Below are 15,292 nucleotides of genomic sequence, written 5' to 3'. Positions count from 1 at the left end.
GTGGAATCCCGTTCAATCCAACTCTGTAATTCCGCAAGCCGCGCAAGCTTTCGGAATGAAACCTGGAGCGGCTGAAATTGCCGCGAAGGTTCTCTTCTTCATGCGGCGCGATCGAAAAGCGCATCGAGCGCGTACCTAAGTTCGCGCTCTTCGGTCGCGGTCATTGCGAGCACGAGGGTGCGGAATTCGGCCTTGTAGCAGGGCAGCATCAGGGCTGCTGTGAGTGCGTGAGTGCTGTTGCGGTCGAGTGCGACGTGCGCGTTGCACGCCATCACGCTTCGATGGATTTCGAGTGCACGCGCGACGCGGTTGGAAGGCGGCTTCGTCGTACTGCTGCCGCTGCTTCTGGTGATGAACATTGCGAGCTCCTCTTGGCGCGCTTCGAATGGCGCCGTGAGGTCACTCTATTGAGCGGCTGGCGAAGTGGTGAGTAACAACATCGTCGTGAATCCGGAAGGCGAACTCCAAGGCCGCCAAGGATCGCGCCAAGTCGCAATTCCAGCCTTTCGTGAGAAATTTCTGAGCGATTGACGATAGACAACTGTGTTAGCGCGCCCGGGCTCATACAACTCCTCGTCATTCAATGGGAGCGTATTGACGCTTGAGGCACATCTTGAACAAGCATCTTCGATTTCTGGGCGCTTTGACTCTCGCCTTCGCAATGCTCAGCCCGGTCGCCGCGCTCGCATGCAGCCCTATCAAGGTTTTCTATGTGTACTTCGAGCGCGACTCGGCGACGGTATCCCCCGATCAGATCCTGAAGCTCGACGCCTGGATGCAGGAGCTTCGAACTCGGTACGTCAACCACGAAGCGATCTATATCGGAGCGTCGGTAAACCCGGAAGAGCGAGACCACGACCCCAAGGGCCTGAGCTTGGAGCGGGCACGCAACGTGGCTCGCGTTCTTCGAGAAGAACTGCGCTTCAGCGCCAGGATCGCCCTTCCCAAGAGCGGCTACGTTGCCGACCCTGCGTCTCTTTCGAACGGCCCCACCGAAGACTCACGAGTTCTTGGGGTGCAGCTCGACTTCCTGCCGGCTTGCCCGCATGAATGCACCTGCCAGTTGGGCGATCCGCTCCATACGCAGCAAACTCCTCGCTGACCGCGCAGCGATCGGTCCAAGAGGCTCAGGAAGCCCTGCGCGTCGCAGCCCAGTCCGAAAGAACCGCCACCGCCTCTCGATCCATCTTCTGCTCCGCAGGCAGGCTTCGCTGCGCCAGCGTCGCACCAGCCTCGGCACGCAGCGCATCCACATCGATGGGATGCCGCGCCGCCACCGTCACACCCTCGAAGGCCTCGCCCGACTGCGCCAGCGAGGCCGCGTAGTAGAGCTTCGCGATACCCGCGATGTGCATCGCCGCCACACACATCGCGCAGGGCTCGCACGAGGTGTAGAGCTCGCAGCCGCGCAGGTCGACGGTGCCGAGCTTGCGGCAAGCATCGCGGATCGCTTCGACCTCGCCGTGCGATGTCGGGTCGTGATACGCGACGGAGTGGTTGAAGCCTTCGCCGACTATCACGCCGTCCTTCACGACGACCGCGCCGAAGGGCTCGGTGCCAGGCTCGCTCAGCGATTGTGCAGAAAGGGCGATGGCCCGTTGCATGAAGTGTTCCTGGTACATCGTGTTCAGACCTTTCTGGTGACCGTGCCTTCGAGCGCGGTGATGGATGGTGCGCCGGCCTGGGGGCCACGCGCATCGAAGAGGCCTGCGGTGGCGGCGGCATAGCGGCGCGGATCGAAGCGCAGCATGAGCGGCAGCAGCGCCACCGCCACCGCTGCGAGGTAGGCCCACGCGAGCGTGAAGCCGCCGGTGTGCTCGCGCACCCAGCCGGTGACGAAGGGCGCGAGCGCGGCGATCATGAAGCCGACGCCCTGCATGAAGCCCGCGAGGGCGCCGGCCTGTGCGGGGTCGGGCAGGTGATCGAGGGCGAGCACCATGCACAGCGAGAACGCGCCGCCGAGGCCGAAGCCCAGCACGACGGCGATGGCGACTGCCGGCGCGGGTGCGTCGAAGGTCAGCGCGCAAAAGCCGGCGAGCTGCGCGGCGAGCGTGAGCACCAGCCAGGGCCGCAGGTCGCACCCGCGGCTTCGTGCGATGGCTGGCATGGCGAGGGCGGAGACCACCTGCGCTGCCGTCATCAGCGCGAGCACCGAGCCGCCCTGCTGCGCGGTCCAACCTTGTTGTGCATAGAAGTGCGGCAGCCACGCGACGAGGCTGGTGTAGCCACCGTTGATGAGGCCGAAGCACGCGGCCAGCAGCCATGCGCGGCGGCTGGCGAAGCAGCGCAGCCATGAGAGGCCTTGTCTTGGCGCGTCGGCTGTGAATTCCATGCGCCGCATGTTGAGCCAGTACAGCAGAGCGAAGACGGCGAGCAGCGACCAGATCGACAGGCCCGCGTGCCAGTCGGGCTGCGCGCCGCCGAATGCATGCGCCACCCATGGGCTGGCCATGGCGCCGAGGCCGCCGCCACCCATGATGGCCGCGGAGTACAGCCCCGTCATCACACCGATGCGCGCCGGGTAGGCCTGCTTCACCACGCCGGGCATCAGCGCCTGCACCAAGCCCACGCCTGCGCCGGCGAGTGCGGCGCTCCACAGCAGTGCCGCCGCGCCTCCAGCCACGTACCGGCTCGCGCAAGCCAGGGCGATGGCCGCCAGCCCGAGCCCGACGCCACCGCGCGCGCCGATGCGCTGGCCGACCGCCGCGCCGAAGAGCGAGGTGGCGCCCATCGCGAACATCGGCAGCACGGTGAGCAGCGCCACCGCATGGAAGCCGATGCCGGTCGCGAGGCGGATGGGTTCGAGCAGCGGGCTGCTCGAGGTGAGAAAGGCGCGTAGGTTCAGCGCCACCAGCACGATGACGATCGCGAAGGCGATGCCTCCGTCACGACTGCGCCCTGCCCTCACAGAGACGCCACATCCGCCTGCAGCACGCCGTTGCGCGCCACGATGCGGCCACCCGCCACCACCAGCTTGCGCACGGGGCGCGAGACGACGGCGTGCGCGACGGTCTGCGCATCGACCAGCACCAGGTCGGCGCGGCAGCCCACTTCAAGGCCATAGGCTTCGAAGCCGCAGCCGCGTGCACCCGAGTGGGTGACCGTGTCGAGCGCCACTTCGATCTCGTCGTCGCGGCGCAGGTTGTAGCGCAGGCCGATGATCATGGCGCGCTCGAGCATGTCGGGGTTGCCGTAGGGCGACCAGGTGTCGCGGATGCCGTCGTTGCCGCCGAGCACGGCCACGCCGGCCTGCCTGCAGGCCATGAGCGGCGGCACCGTGCGCGAAGGCGGTGCGCTGGTGACGAGCACCACGCCGAGCTTCGCCATGCGCGCGAGCAATGCCTCGCGCTCGCGTTCGCTCACGTCGCCAAGGCAGAAGCCGTGGCTGATGGCCACCTTGCCCTGCATGCCCAGCGCCTCGGTGCGCTGCAGGATCAGGTCGAGCGAGAAGGCACCCATGGCGCCGGGCTCGTGCAGGTGGATGTCGACCGGGCGCTGGTGCTTGTGGGCGATGCCGAAGAGCACGTCGAGCGACTTCACCGGATCGCCGTCGATGGCGCAGGGGTCGAGGCCGCCGAGCACGTCGGCGCCCATCGCCAGCGACTGGTCGAGCAACTCGGCCGTGCCCGGACGGCCCAGCAGGCCCGACTGCGGGAAGGCGACGATCTGGATCTGCTGCAGCTTGCTCAGCGCCTCGCGCGTGCGGATGGTTCCTTCGAGGTGGCGCAGGCCGGCCTGGGTGTCGACGTCGACGTGCGTGCGCAGCCGCGTGGTGCCGAGCGCGAGAAAAGCCTTGGCCAGCACGAGCGACTGAGCGGCCGCGTCGTGCCCGCTGGCATGGCGGAAGGCGCGCTCGTTCTCGATCTTGTCGATGAGGTTCACACCGACCTCGTTGCGATACCAGTCCATGCCCCACATCGTCTTGTCGAGGTGCGTGTGGCCTTCGACGAGGCCGGGCAGCAGCAAGGCGCCGTGGCCTTCCTCGACGGTGGCGCCGGCCGGCGCAGCGAGCTCCGCGCCGATCGCGGCGATGCGGTCGTCCTGTACCAGCACGTCGACGGGGGAGGCACCCATGGGGCGCACGTTGCGGATCAGGAGCGATGGCATGTGGGGCGGTCCGTTTCTCTATCTGTCTATGGCTGTCAGGCAGGCTGGGCGGCGATGGCGCGGCGGGTCGTGTTCGGTGTGAGCAGCGCCACCACGACGAACACCAGCGCATTCGTCGCCAGCGCCACAAGCCCGGTGTTGAGCGACTTGAAAACGACCGGCGCGGCCGGGAACAGCGTACCCAGGTTGGAGCCGGTGGTCATCATGAATCCCAGCACCGCGCCGCCCGCCAGGATGCCGGCGAAGGCCGCGTGCCGGTTGCCGAAGGGCTTCTTCATGAGGCTGAAGAGCAGCGAGGGCAGCAGCTGCGTGAGCAGGCTCGAGGCGAAGATGGCCACCGACACGATGGTGGTGCCGCCGCGCAGCACGAAGTACACCGCCACCAGCGCGAACACCGGCAGCACCCAGCGTGCGACGCGCGACACCTGCTTGTCGGTGGCGTGGGGCGCGAAGCCTTCCTTGTAGACGTTCTTGCCGATCACGGTGGAGGCGGTGAGCAGGATCATCGAGCCCGGCACCAGAGCCGTGAGCACGCCGGTGCCGCCGATCACGCCGACGAACCACGGGTCGAAGGTGTGCTTCACGAGGCCGAAGAGGGCCAGGTCGACGTCCGAGCCCTTGAGCCCCGGCACCTGCAGGATGGCCGCGAAGCCGACCAGGAACAGGAAGGCGATGACCACCTGGTACAGCGGCATCAGGATGGTGTTGCGGCGCACCGCGCTCGCGCTCTTGGCGGCGTACACCGAGGTGAGGTTGAACGGGTAGAGGTAGTAGCCCAGCGCCGTCAGCAGGATGGTCGAGTTGTACCAGGTGAGGTTCAGTCCTTCCTTCGGAAATTCGAAGAAGCTGGGGTTCGCCGCATGGATGGCGGTGAACATCGGCATGACGCCGCCGTAGTAGTGCCACGGCAGGTAGATGCCGAGGAACACGGCGAGTGCGAGGATGAGGATGTCCTTCACGATGGCGATGCTGGCCGAGCCGTGGATGCCCGAGAACAGGATGTAGCTGACCATGACCAGCGTGCCGATCCAGATCGCCACCTGCGGCGCGATGGAGCCGTACGAGGCCTCCGACACGATGATGCCGAGCCCGCGCAGCTGGATGGTGAGCAGCGCGACCATGCCCATGAGCGCCACGATGGACACCAGCACGCCCAGCGCGCGGCTGTCGTACTTGTGGGCGAAGAAGTCGGAGAACGACACCAGCTTGTTCGCGGTGGCGTAGCGCCAGATGGCCGGCAGCATCCAGAAGGCCATGAGGTAGGCCAGCCCGCCGTAGGCCAGGATGTAGAAGGCCGGCGTGCCCTTGCTGTAGGACCAGCCGCTCGCGCCCAGGAAGGTGAAGGTGGAGAACGATTCGCCCGCCATCAGCAGGAACACCATGATGGCGCCGAGCCCGCGCCCGCCGAGCGCCCATTGCTCCAGGCTCATGGTGCGGCCGCGCCGCGCGAGCACGGCGAGGGCCAGCGCGCCGACGACGAACAGGGCGATGACGCCGAGTGCCGCGTTCATCGCGCGCCTCCGGTGGAGGAAGAAGAAGAAGAAGAAGGCGCGTCGATGTCGCCTTCGGCACGGTCGATGACCACCATGATCAGCGAGGTCAGCACCAGCCAGCTGACGTTCCACACCATCAGGAAGGGCATGCCGAGCACGAAGGTGGGGGCGACGGAGGACAGCCATCCCCCGCTGAAGAAGGCGGCGACCGGCAGTGCGGCAAGCCATTTGGCGGATTTCATGGAGGCCTCGATTCTTGTCTCGGGTTGGGATTTTCTGGAATTTTGGTTAACCATACAGTTTTATTTGGTTAACCAAACGGAGGCGGATGGTACGGAGCGCGGGGTGCCGAGTCAATCCGGGGGCTTTCCCTGAGGCTGCCGGACGCAGGCAATAATCCGGCTGCCTATGCCCTCCGCCGCCCGCAAATCCCCAGCGACAGCCCCCTCCCCCGAACTCACGGAAGCCGACGATGCGAACGTGGACGAACGCGTCTACGGCGCCGTCTCCAAGGCCTTGCTGAGCGGCAAGCTGCGCCCCGGTACGCCGCTGCGCGAGCGCGCGCTGGCCGAGGCGCTGGGCTGCACGCGCGGCGCGGTGCGCAAGGCGCTGGCGCGGCTGGGCTCGGAAAAGCGGCTGGTGCTGGAGCACAACCGCGGCGCCTTCGTGCCCAACCCCTCGATCGACGACATGCGCGGCATCTATCGTGCGCGCCGCATCGTGGAAGCGGGGCTGGTGACCACGCTTTTCGGCAATCTCTCGCGCGACCAAGTGGCCGCGCTGCGCAAGCACGTGCAGGCGGAGCAGAAGGCCTTCAAGGAAGGCCGGCGCGAAGACGCGGTCAGGCTGGCCGGCGACTTCCACCTGCTGCTTGCGGAGATGGCGCAGAGCGAAGAGCTGCTGTCGTACATCAAGCGGCTGATCTCGAACACCGAGCTCTACAAGGCGCTCTACGACTCCGCCGAGGCCGCGAGCTGCGCACCGCGCGAGCATGAACAGATCATCGAGGCGCTGGCCACGGGCAAGTCGCTCGACAAGGCGCTGGCCGTGGCGCTGGAGCACCTCGACGAGCTGGAACAGCGGGTGATCGCGGGGGCGGCAGCGGAGCAGGAAGTCGACCTGGCGACGCTGCTGAATGGCGGCGGCACCGGCGGCAGCAAACCGCACTCGCACGACCACTGAGGCATCCACGCTTCGCTCGCGGCCGAAGTGTGGCCGCGCCAGTAGGGGAATGATCGGCGCACCATGCACGCATCCACACCCTCCTCCATCGACACGCCCCGCGCCAACCTCGCCTTCGAATGGGTGCTGCTCGCGGTGCTCGCCACCTGCTGGGGCGCTTCGTACACCTTCATCAAGATCGGCGTGGCGACGATCCCGCCGGTCACGCTGATCGCGGCGCGCACGCTCGTCGCCGGCCTGCTGCTGCTTGCGGTGCTTCACATGCGCGGCGTGAGGCTGCCGACGGAGCCCGCGACGTGGGGCCGCTTCGTGCTGCAGGCCTGCCTGAACAGCGTGCTGCCCTTCACGCTCATCGCATGGGCGGAACGCAGCGTCGACGCGGGGCTGGCGACCATCCTCAACTCGACCTCGCCGATCTTCATCTTCCTGCTGGGGCTGGGCCTCGGCGGCGCCGACAGGCCCACGCTGCGCCGCCTGTTCGGCGTGGGCGCGGGCCTCGCGGGCATCTGCCTCGTCGTGGGCTTCGAGGCGCTGAACGGGCTCGGGCATTCGCTGCTCGCGCAGCTCGCCCTGGTGGCCGCCGCCGTCTGCTACGGCTGCGCCGCGATGTTCGGCCGCGTGTTCAAGGGGCTGGACCCGATGGTGCCGGCGGCTGGATCGCTGGTCAGCGGCGCAGCGATGCTGCTGCCAGCGAGCATCCTCATCGACAGGCCTTGGACGCTCGCGCCGTCGGCCGCGTCGATGTCGGCGGTGCTCGCGCTCGCGGTGCTCTCCACGGCGCTTGCCTTCACGATCTACTTCCGGCTCATCAAGACGCTCGGGCCGATGTCCACCGCCGCCCAGGCCTACCTGCGCGTACCCATCGGCGTGACGATCGGCGTGGTGTTCCTGGGCGAGCGGCTGGCGCCGACGGCGTGGATCGGGCTGGCCTGCGTGGTGACGGGCGTGGTGGCGATGACGATGCCCGCCACGAAGCGCGTGCGAGGCGGCTGAGGACCTCCGCTCAGCTTCTCGGCCCCTCCGGATCGATGTTCAACGCATGCGGCCCGTTGGCGAGCTGCTTCTTCAGGAACTCCACGCACACGCGGACCTTCGCCGAGCCGGCTGAGCGGGTGCTGGTCATGGCCCAGATGTCGGCCGGCTCGTGATAGGCGGGCAGCACCCGCGTCACGCGGCCGTCGATCAGCGGCTGCGCGACGTCCCAGATCGACAGCAGGCAGATGCCCTTGCCGTCGATGCTCCAGCCTCGCACGACATCGCTGTGGTTGGAGCTGAACCGGCTCGTCACCTTGACGGCTTCCATGCCCCGGGGACCCATCAACCGCCAGTTGCCGAAGGGCTGGTCGCGCTCGCGGAACAGCAGGCACTCGTGCTCCGCGAGTTCGGCCACGGTCTTCGGGTGGCCGTGCTGCGCGAGGTAGTCGGGCGAGGCGCAGAGGATGCGCCGGCTCTCGACCATGCGCTGCGCGATGAGCCGCGGCTGGGTTGGGTCGCCCACGCGGATGTCGAGATCGAAGTTCTCGGTGATCAGGTCGACGCGCCGGTCCATCAGCTCCAGCCAGACCTCGATGCGCGGATAGCGCTTGCCGAGCGCGGACAGGATGGGCGCCACATGCTCGCGCCCCAGCCGCTGGCTGGTTGCGATCCGCAGCGGCCCCGAGGGCTCCTTCTTGGCGCTGCTGAAGGCTTCCGACATGGCGTTGGCGTCGTCGAGGATGCGCTGCGCCCACTGGTAGGCGCGCTCTCCGTCCTCGGTGATCACCACGCGCCGCGTGGTGCGGTGGAACAGGCGCACGCCGAGCTGGGATTCGAGGATGGCGATGCGCTTGCTGATGTGCGCCGAGGTGGTTCCGATCTCCAGGGAGGCGCCGACGAAGCTGGAGCGGCGGGCGGCCTCGCAGAACACTTCCAGGTCTTTCAGGTCCATGGCTTTTTATCAACGATCCGTTGATATCGGGTCAACAGAAGGCGGATTGTAGTTTCTATCGTTGTTACTAGACTCCGCGGCAGTTCCCACAGCCAACGAGACGAGACAAAGGACCATGAGCAAACTCCCCATCGCGGTCATCGGCGCAGGCCTGATCGGCAAGACCCACATCGATCGCGTGCTGGGCAGCGCCGACGCCGAACTGGTCGGCATCGCCGATCCCACGCCTACGGCGGCCGAGCTGGCGCGTGCGGTGGGCGTGCCCTGCTTCGCCGACCATCGCGCGCTGCTCGCCGAGACCAGGCCCAGGGGCGTGGTGGTCGCCACGCCGAACGCGACCCATGCGCGGATCACGATCGAATGCCTGGAGCACGGTGCGGCTGTGCTGGTCGAAAAGCCCATCGCCGACACGCTCGAGGACGGGCGGCGCATCTGCGAGGCGTCGAGAGCCACGGGGTTGCCCGTGCTGGTGGGACACCAGCGCCGCCACAACCCGATCATGCGCAGGGCCCGTGCCATCGTCGCCGATGGCGCGCTCGGCCGCCCCGTGAGCGCGACGGTGATGTGCACCTGGCTCAAGCCGCGCGACTACTTCGACGTGACGTGGCGGCGCCAGCAGGGCGGCGGGCCGATCCTGATCAACCTGATCCACGACATTGACCTGATGCGCCATCTGTACGGGGAGATCGAGAGCGTGCAAGCACTGGCCTCGAACGCGGTGCGCGGCTTCGAGGTCGAGGACACGGCCGTGGTGGCGCTGCGCTTTCGCAACGGCGCGCTGGGCACGGTCACGGTATCGGACACCGCGGCCGCGCCGTGGAACTGGGACCTGGGTGTGGGCGAGGCGGAGCGCTTTCCGCGCCAGGACATCAACGCGCACTACTACTCGGGCACCGAGGGCTCGCTGACGCTGCCGCGCCTGGAGCTCTGGCACTACCGCGAGGACCAGGGGCCCGCCCAGGGCTGGCACGACCCGCTGACGCAGGAGCGCACCGCCGTGCACACCGGCTGCCCCTACAGCGAGCAGATCCGTCATTTCGCCGCACTCATCGAAGGCCGCGAGGAGCCGGTGTGCTCCGCGCTCGACGGCTTCCGCACGCTGGAAGCGACGCTGGCGGTGACGCAGGCCGCCTCTAGCGGAGGCAGCGTGACGCTGCCTTCGTAGCGCAGGCACGCGCATCCCGCCCGACGCGGGCGCCGGGGGCCGCGCAGGCCGCCGCAAGGCACGGAGACAGACAAGAGATCCAACAACAACCGCTCCACGAGACAAGAGCAAACAGCCATGAGCTACACATTCGACTTCGCGGTGCTGATGCCGCATTGGGAAGCCTTCGCCGAAGGCTGCTGGTTGACACTGCGGCTTTCCGCGGTGTCGGTGGCCATCGGCCTGGCCGCCGGACTGCTGACCGTGCTGGCCAGACGGTCGCCGCTGGCAGGGCTTCGCTGGTTCGCCGAGGCCTACATCGAGCTGATCCGCAACACGCCGTTCCTGGTGCAGGTGCTGTTCGTCTTCTTCGGGCTGCCATCGCTCGGGGTGAGCCTCACGCCGAACGCGGCGGCGGTGCTGGCGCTGAGCCTGAACCTGGGGGCCTTCTGCGCGGAGATCCTGCGCACGGGCATCGAGTCGGTGCCGCGCGGACAGTTCGAGGCCGGCGCGGCCCTCGGCCTGAGCCCCCTGCAGACGCTGCGCCACGTCGTCCTCAAGCCCGCGCTGCGGACCATCTATCCGGCGCTGACGGGGCAGTTCGTGATGCTGCTGCTGACGACCAGCATCGTCTCGTCGATCTCGGCCGAAGAGCTGACGTCGGTCGCGCAGAACATCGACTCGGCCACCTTCCGCAGCTTCGAGGTCTACATCGTCGCGGCGCTGCTCTACCTGGCGATGTCGACGATCTTCTCGACGCTCTTCAAGGCGATCGACCGGCTGTACTTCTCCTATCCCGCGCGGTGAGGAGGCAAGCATGATCCGCGACTTCACGCTGACCGAGTTCTGGCTCGTCGCCGCCGGCATGGGCGCCACGCTGATGCTGTCCGCCATCGCCTTCATGGGCGGTGGCCTGGCGGGGCTGCTGGTGGCGCTGGCGCGCACCTCGCCCTGGAAAGGGCTGCGCATCGCCGCGGGCGCCTTCATCGACTTTTTCCAGGGCACGCCGATGCTGCTTCAGCTGTTCCTGGTTTTCTACGGATTGCCGGTGCTCGGGTGGAAGGTGAACGTCTGGGTGGCTGCGGCCGTGGGGCTGACGCTGCATGCCGGCGCCTTCCTCGGCGAGATCTGGCGCGGCGGCATTCAGGCGGTGCCGCGCGGGCAGACCGAGGCCGCCGCCGCGCTGGGGCTCGGCTACGGCACGCGCATGCGCCACGTGGTGCTGCCGCAGGCGCTTCGCATGTCGTTCGCACCGACGGTAGGCTTCCTGGTGCAGCTCATCAAGGGGACCTCGCTGGCGGCCATCATCGGTTTCGTCGAGCTCTCGCGCTCGGGCCAGCTGGTTTCCAGCATCACGTACAAGCCGCTGCTCGCCTTCGGGCTGGTGGGAGCCTGCTACTTCGCCATCTGCTTTCCGCTGTCGCGCTACAGCGCGCGACTGGAGCGGCGCTTCGCCTCCACCCACTGATTCCGTTTCCGACAGACAAGAAACCGCGGACCTCTCCGCATCCACCCGAGGAGCAAACCATGTCTCGACAATTCATCCGCCGCGCCGCGCTCACGCTGCTGCTGGGCCTGGCGGTGCAAGGCCTCGCGCAGGCGCAGAAAGTGGCCGACATCAAGAAGGCCGGCGTGCTGAAGATCGGCGCGCAGGTGGCCCAGGTGCCCTGGGGGTTCAGCGACAAGAGCGGCAAGCTGACGGGCTACGACATCGAGTTCGCGGAAATGCTCGCGAAGGACTTGGGCGTCAGGCCCGAGTTCACGCCGGTGACGGTGGCCAACCGCACGGCGGCGCTGCTGACCGGGCAGGTCGACGTGCTCGCGGCGGTGGTCACGATCCTTGCCGACCGGCAGAAGGTCGTGCTGTTCTCCCGGCCTTACTCGTACCTGGAGACCGTTCTGATCGGCAAGGCGGGCACGCCGCCGATGAAGAGCTACGCCGACCTGAAGGGCCTGCGCATCGGCGTGCCGCGCGGCAGCGTGCAGGACTCGTCGGTGACGCAGGCGCGCACCGGCGCCACTATCCAGCGCTTCGACGACGACGCCGCCGCCGTGCAGGCCCTGCTGTCGGGCCAGGTGGATCTGGCCGGCGCCGCGAACTCGCAACTGGGCCCCATCGCGCAGGTCGCGGGCGCGGGCAAGTACGAGGTCAAGCTGGTGGTAGCCCGTGGTTTCCAAGGCGCCACGGTGCGGCCGGGCGAGCGCGAATGGGTCGGCTACATCAACGACTTCATCGCGCGCAAGCTCGCCAGCGGCGAGCTGCCCGCGCTCTACAGGAAGTGGATCGGACAGGACATGGACAAGGACCTGCCCGCCACCGGCGAGACCGAGTCCGCCCTGCCCCGCGTGGTGGCGAAGTGACGGCGCAAGCCCCTGGGAGCCGGCACACCATGATTTCCAACGACTGCGGCATCGCGCCGGACCACGCCATGCCGCATGCGGTCGGCGCGGAAACCGTGATCACGATGGAAAAGGTCAGCAAGTGGTTCGGCACGATGCAGGTGCTGACCGACGTCGACCTGAAAGTGCGCAAGGGCGAGCGCATCGTCATCTGCGGGCCATCGGGCTCCGGCAAGTCGACGACCATCCGCTGCATCAACCGGCTGGAGCCCTACCAGAAAGGCCGCATCGTCGTCGGCGGCATCGACCTGGGCGCCGACGCGAGGAACGTCAAGGCGGTGCGCGCCGAGGTCGGCATGGTGTTCCAGCAGTTCAACCTGTTTCCGCATCTCACGGTTCTGGAGAACTGCATGCTCGCGCCGATGAAGGTGCGCGGCACGGGCAGGGCCGAAGCCGAGGCCACGGCGATGAAGTACCTGTCGCGCGTGCGAATTCCCGAACACGCGAGGAAGTACCCGGCACAACTCTCGGGCGGACAGCAGCAGCGCGTTGCCATCGCCAGGGCGCTGTGCATGACGCCGCGGATCATGCTGTTCGACGAGCCGACCTCCGCGCTCGACCCCGAGATGGTGAAGGAAGTGCTCGACACCATGACCGGCCTTGCCGAGGAAGGCATGACGATGCTGTGCGTGACGCACGAGATGGGCTTCGCGCGCGCCGTGGCCGACCGGGTGCTCTTCATGGACCGCGGCGAGATCGTCGAGCAAGCCTCGCCCGAGGAGTTCTTCGGGGCCCCGAAGCACGCGAGGCTGCGCGATTTCCTGGGACAGGTGCTGCACAAATGACACCCTTGTCGCTTGCCCATCTCACGGTGCTCGAGGTGGCGCCTCCCGCGCTGTTCGACCTGGCCGCCGAAGCCGGTTTCCAGAGCGTCGGCATCCGTATCCTTCCTGCCGCGCCCGGTGCGGTCTCGTATCCGCCGAGTGTTGCCACGGTGCCGGTGTGGCGCCGTCGGATGGCCGATGCCGGCGTGGGCATTCACGACGTCGAGTTCATTCCGCTGACACCCGGGGTCCGCATCGGCGAGTTCGCTGCGGTGGTGGCGCTGGCCGCGGAGCTGGGCGCCAGCCGCATCAATGTGTCGGGCGACGATGCCGACACGTATCGCCTCGTCGATCGCTTCGGCGAGCTGTGCGACCTCGCGGCGGGGGCCGGCCTCGGGGTGGACCTGGAGTTCATGCGCTTTCGCGTCATCGGCACGCTGCAGCAGGCGCTCTCGATCGTCGAGCGCGCGGGACGGGCCAACGGGCGCCTGCTGATCGACGTACTGCATTTGTTCCGCTGCGGCGGCACCGCCGCGATGCTGCGGGAGGTACCGGCTGGCGCGCTGGGCTCGGTGCAGCTCTGTGATGCGCCGCGGCAGGACCCGACGGATGCAGGCCTCGTGGCCGAGGCGCGCGAAGGACGACTGTTCCCCGGCGAAGGCGAGTTGCCGCTGAAGGCCTTCATGGATGCACTGCCGCGGGACATTCCCGTCGGCGTGGAAGTGCCGACCGGCAGTACCCATCCGGCACTCGCAGCCGCGGAGCGTGCCGCGAGGGCGTGCAACGCGGCGCGCAAGCTCCTGGCCTCATGGCAGTCCTCGCGCTGACCGTGAGGCCACAGCCGACCGAATCATCAACACCAGGAAAGGAAACCGCGATGAACGTGCTCATGCTTCACGGCATCAACCACAACATGTTCGGCAAGCGCGACCCGGAGCAGTACGGAACCACCACGCTGGCGCAGATCGACACTGCGCTGCAGGCGCTCGGCCGCGAGCTCGGCGCGGAGGTGGAGAGCTACCAGACGAACAGCGAAGGTGCCATGTGCGAGCGCATCCACCAGGCCTTCGAACAGGGCAAGGACGCGGTGCTGATCAACGCCGGCGCGTGGACCCACTACAGCTACGGCATACGCGATGCGCTCGCGATACTGACCTGCCCGGTGGTGGAGCTGCACATGTCGAACATCCACGCGCGCGAGGAGTTCCGGCACAAGTCGGTCTTTGCCGAGATCGTGAAGGGGCAGATCTGCGGCTTCGGGGTGGACAGCTATCTGCTGGCACTGCGCGCCGCGGTGTCGGCGGCCAGGCAAGAGGCTTCGTAGCTCCATCTCGGCCAGCGCTGCGATGAAACTTTTGCGCAGCGGGCTTCGATTTTTACGTGGCGTTTAGACGCCCGCCCCTACGCTGCCGGCTCCTCCATTCGTCAGCGATTTCTTCGATGAAAAACCTTCTGCGCATCGCACTGCCGATGCTCGTTCTTCCCACCCTGGGCGCCCTGCCGGTGCTCGCGAGCGCACAGCTCAGCGGCAATGTGTCGCTCACCACCGACTACAAGTTCCGCGGCCAGGACCAGGACATGCTCGGCAAGAACGACTACGCCAAGACCAGCGCCTTCAAGCCCGCCATCCAGGGCGGCTTCGACTACGCCTTCGGCGACAGCGGCTTCTACCTGGGCAACTGGAATTCGAGCGTCAACTGGCTCAAGGGCAACAGCATCGAAAGCGACATCTACGGCGGCTACAAGTTCAAGGCCGGCCCCTTCGACATGGACGTGGGCGCGCTCACGTACATCTACCCGGGCAACTCCTCGGGCAACACCACCGAGCTCTACGGCAGCGCGGGCTACACCGACGAGACCATCGGCTCTTTCACGCTGAAGTACTCGCACACGGTGTCGAAGGACTACTTCGGCTATGCGGGCAACAAGGCCGGCTCGGGCCTCAAGGGCACCAACACCGGCTACCTGAACCTCGCCTACAGCAAGGAGATCGCGCCCAAGCTCACGCTGAAGGCCGCGGTGGGCTTCACCAACATGTCCAGCGACATCCGCAGCCTGGGCTACAAGAGCTACGTCGACTACAACGTGGGCGCGAGCTACGACTTCGGCAACGGGCTCTCGCTGGCAGGCTCGGTGCAGGGGGCCAACAGGCAGAGCGCGTATCTGTCCGTGAGCAATCCGGGCATCGACCTGGGCTTCGGGCCGTTGGGCAGGCAGACCTACTCGCCGAACAAGGCGCGCTTCATCCTCACGCTGACGAAGACGCTCTGAGCAC

The 15,292-nt window shown here is 67.3% G+C and carries 18 protein-coding genes; 11 read left to right on the top strand and 7 right to left on the bottom strand.

Going from position 1 to position 15,292, the window contains the following annotated elements:
- Positions 1 to 98: 98 nt before the first annotated feature.
- The gene (locus ABL844_RS04780; protein ID WP_418130632.1) at positions 99 to 359 is read right to left on the bottom strand and encodes a hypothetical protein; all 261 of its coding nucleotides are present in this window, start codon (positions 357 to 359) and stop codon (positions 99 to 101) included.
- 254 nt (positions 360 to 613) lie between these two features.
- Here ABL844_RS04780 and ABL844_RS04775 point away from each other — a divergent pair, with 254 nt between their 5' ends.
- On the top strand, positions 614 to 1,102 hold the full coding sequence (locus ABL844_RS04775) for a hypothetical protein (protein ID WP_418130631.1): 489 nt from the start codon (positions 614 to 616) through the stop codon (positions 1,100 to 1,102).
- A gap of 25 nt (positions 1,103 to 1,127) precedes the next feature.
- On the opposite strand, the gene ABL844_RS04770 is transcribed toward ABL844_RS04775, so the two are convergent.
- From ABL844_RS04770 to ABL844_RS04750, 5 genes are read right to left on the bottom strand one after another with little or no spacing between them, the layout of a single operon-like run.
- Positions 1,128 to 1,604, bottom strand: coding sequence for a nucleoside deaminase (locus ABL844_RS04770; protein WP_418130630.1), 477 nt, complete (start codon positions 1,602 to 1,604; stop codon positions 1,128 to 1,130).
- 23 nt (positions 1,605 to 1,627) lie between these two features.
- A complete protein-coding gene (locus tag ABL844_RS04765; RefSeq protein ID WP_418130629.1) occupies positions 1,628 to 2,908 on the bottom strand; it encodes a cyanate transporter in 1,281 nt (426 codons plus the stop codon).
- Positions 2,905 to 4,107 carry an amidohydrolase family protein gene (locus ABL844_RS04760; RefSeq protein ID WP_418130628.1) on the bottom strand — a complete coding sequence of 401 codons (1,203 nt, stop codon included), beginning with the start codon at positions 4,105 to 4,107 and terminating at the stop codon, positions 2,905 to 2,907. The genes ABL844_RS04765 and ABL844_RS04760 overlap by 4 nt, the downstream gene beginning before the upstream one ends.
- Before the next feature lie 35 nt (positions 4,108 to 4,142).
- Positions 4,143 to 5,618: a sodium:solute symporter family protein gene (locus ABL844_RS04755; RefSeq protein WP_418130627.1), complete on the bottom strand. Its 1,476-nt coding sequence runs from the start codon at positions 5,616 to 5,618 to the stop codon at positions 4,143 to 4,145.
- The gene (locus ABL844_RS04750) at positions 5,615 to 5,842 is read right to left on the bottom strand and encodes a DUF3311 domain-containing protein (RefSeq protein WP_418130626.1); all 228 of its coding nucleotides are present in this window, start codon (positions 5,840 to 5,842) and stop codon (positions 5,615 to 5,617) included. Before ABL844_RS04750 ends, ABL844_RS04755 begins: the two co-directional genes overlap by 4 nt.
- Positions 5,843 to 6,080: 238 nt before the next feature.
- On the opposite strand from ABL844_RS04750, the gene ABL844_RS04745 reads away from it, so the two are divergent.
- On the top strand, positions 6,081 to 6,782 hold the full coding sequence (locus ABL844_RS04745; protein WP_418130625.1) for a GntR family transcriptional regulator: 702 nt from the start codon (positions 6,081 to 6,083) through the stop codon (positions 6,780 to 6,782).
- 63 nt (positions 6,783 to 6,845) lie between these two features.
- The gene (locus ABL844_RS04740; protein ID WP_418130624.1) at positions 6,846 to 7,775 is read left to right on the top strand and encodes a DMT family transporter; all 930 of its coding nucleotides are present in this window, start codon (positions 6,846 to 6,848) and stop codon (positions 7,773 to 7,775) included.
- 10 nt (positions 7,776 to 7,785) lie between these two features.
- Here the strand turns inward: ABL844_RS04740 and ABL844_RS04735 are convergent, their stop codons facing one another.
- Positions 7,786 to 8,709, bottom strand: coding sequence for a LysR family transcriptional regulator (locus ABL844_RS04735; RefSeq protein ID WP_184634662.1), 924 nt, complete (start codon positions 8,707 to 8,709; stop codon positions 7,786 to 7,788).
- A gap of 115 nt (positions 8,710 to 8,824) precedes the next feature.
- Between ABL844_RS04735 and ABL844_RS04730 the strand changes: the two genes are divergently transcribed.
- The 8 genes from ABL844_RS04730 (at position 8,825) to ABL844_RS04695 (ending at position 15,288) form a co-directional block, all read left to right on the top strand.
- On the top strand, positions 8,825 to 9,874 hold the full coding sequence (locus ABL844_RS04730) for a Gfo/Idh/MocA family protein (RefSeq protein ID WP_184634660.1): 1,050 nt from the start codon (positions 8,825 to 8,827) through the stop codon (positions 9,872 to 9,874).
- Between the two features lie 117 nt (positions 9,875 to 9,991).
- Entirely contained in the window at positions 9,992 to 10,660 is a 669-nt protein-coding gene (locus ABL844_RS04725) for an amino acid ABC transporter permease (RefSeq protein WP_184634658.1), read from the top strand.
- Between the two features lie 13 nt (positions 10,661 to 10,673).
- A complete protein-coding gene (locus tag ABL844_RS04720; RefSeq protein WP_375792079.1) occupies positions 10,674 to 11,321 on the top strand; it encodes an amino acid ABC transporter permease in 648 nt (215 codons plus the stop codon).
- Between the two features lie 59 nt (positions 11,322 to 11,380).
- Positions 11,381 to 12,214: a transporter substrate-binding domain-containing protein gene (locus tag ABL844_RS04715; RefSeq protein WP_184634654.1), complete on the top strand. Its 834-nt coding sequence runs from the start codon at positions 11,381 to 11,383 to the stop codon at positions 12,212 to 12,214.
- Between the two features lie 68 nt (positions 12,215 to 12,282).
- A complete protein-coding gene (locus ABL844_RS04710) occupies positions 12,283 to 13,038 on the top strand; it encodes an amino acid ABC transporter ATP-binding protein (RefSeq protein WP_418120437.1) in 756 nt (251 codons plus the stop codon).
- Positions 13,039 to 13,043: 5 nt separating this feature from the next.
- On the top strand, positions 13,044 to 13,844 hold the full coding sequence (locus ABL844_RS04705) for a sugar phosphate isomerase/epimerase family protein (RefSeq protein ID WP_221297365.1): 801 nt from the start codon (positions 13,044 to 13,046) through the stop codon (positions 13,842 to 13,844).
- 50 nt (positions 13,845 to 13,894) lie between these two features.
- Positions 13,895 to 14,341, top strand: a complete 447-nt coding sequence (aroQ, locus tag ABL844_RS04700) for a type II 3-dehydroquinate dehydratase (RefSeq protein ID WP_184634650.1) — start codon at positions 13,895 to 13,897, stop codon at positions 14,339 to 14,341.
- Positions 14,342 to 14,487: 146 nt separating this feature from the next.
- Positions 14,488 to 15,288: a TorF family putative porin gene (locus tag ABL844_RS04695; RefSeq protein WP_418131876.1), complete on the top strand. Its 801-nt coding sequence runs from the start codon at positions 14,488 to 14,490 to the stop codon at positions 15,286 to 15,288.
- Positions 15,289 to 15,292 lie beyond the last annotated feature (4 nt).

This window comes from Variovorax sp. 278MFTsu5.1, from assembly GCF_048305045.1.
Taxonomy (GTDB): Bacteria; Pseudomonadota; Gammaproteobacteria; order Burkholderiales; family Burkholderiaceae_C; genus Variovorax; species Variovorax guangxiensis.
This window is presented reverse-complemented; position numbering and strand designations above follow the sequence as displayed.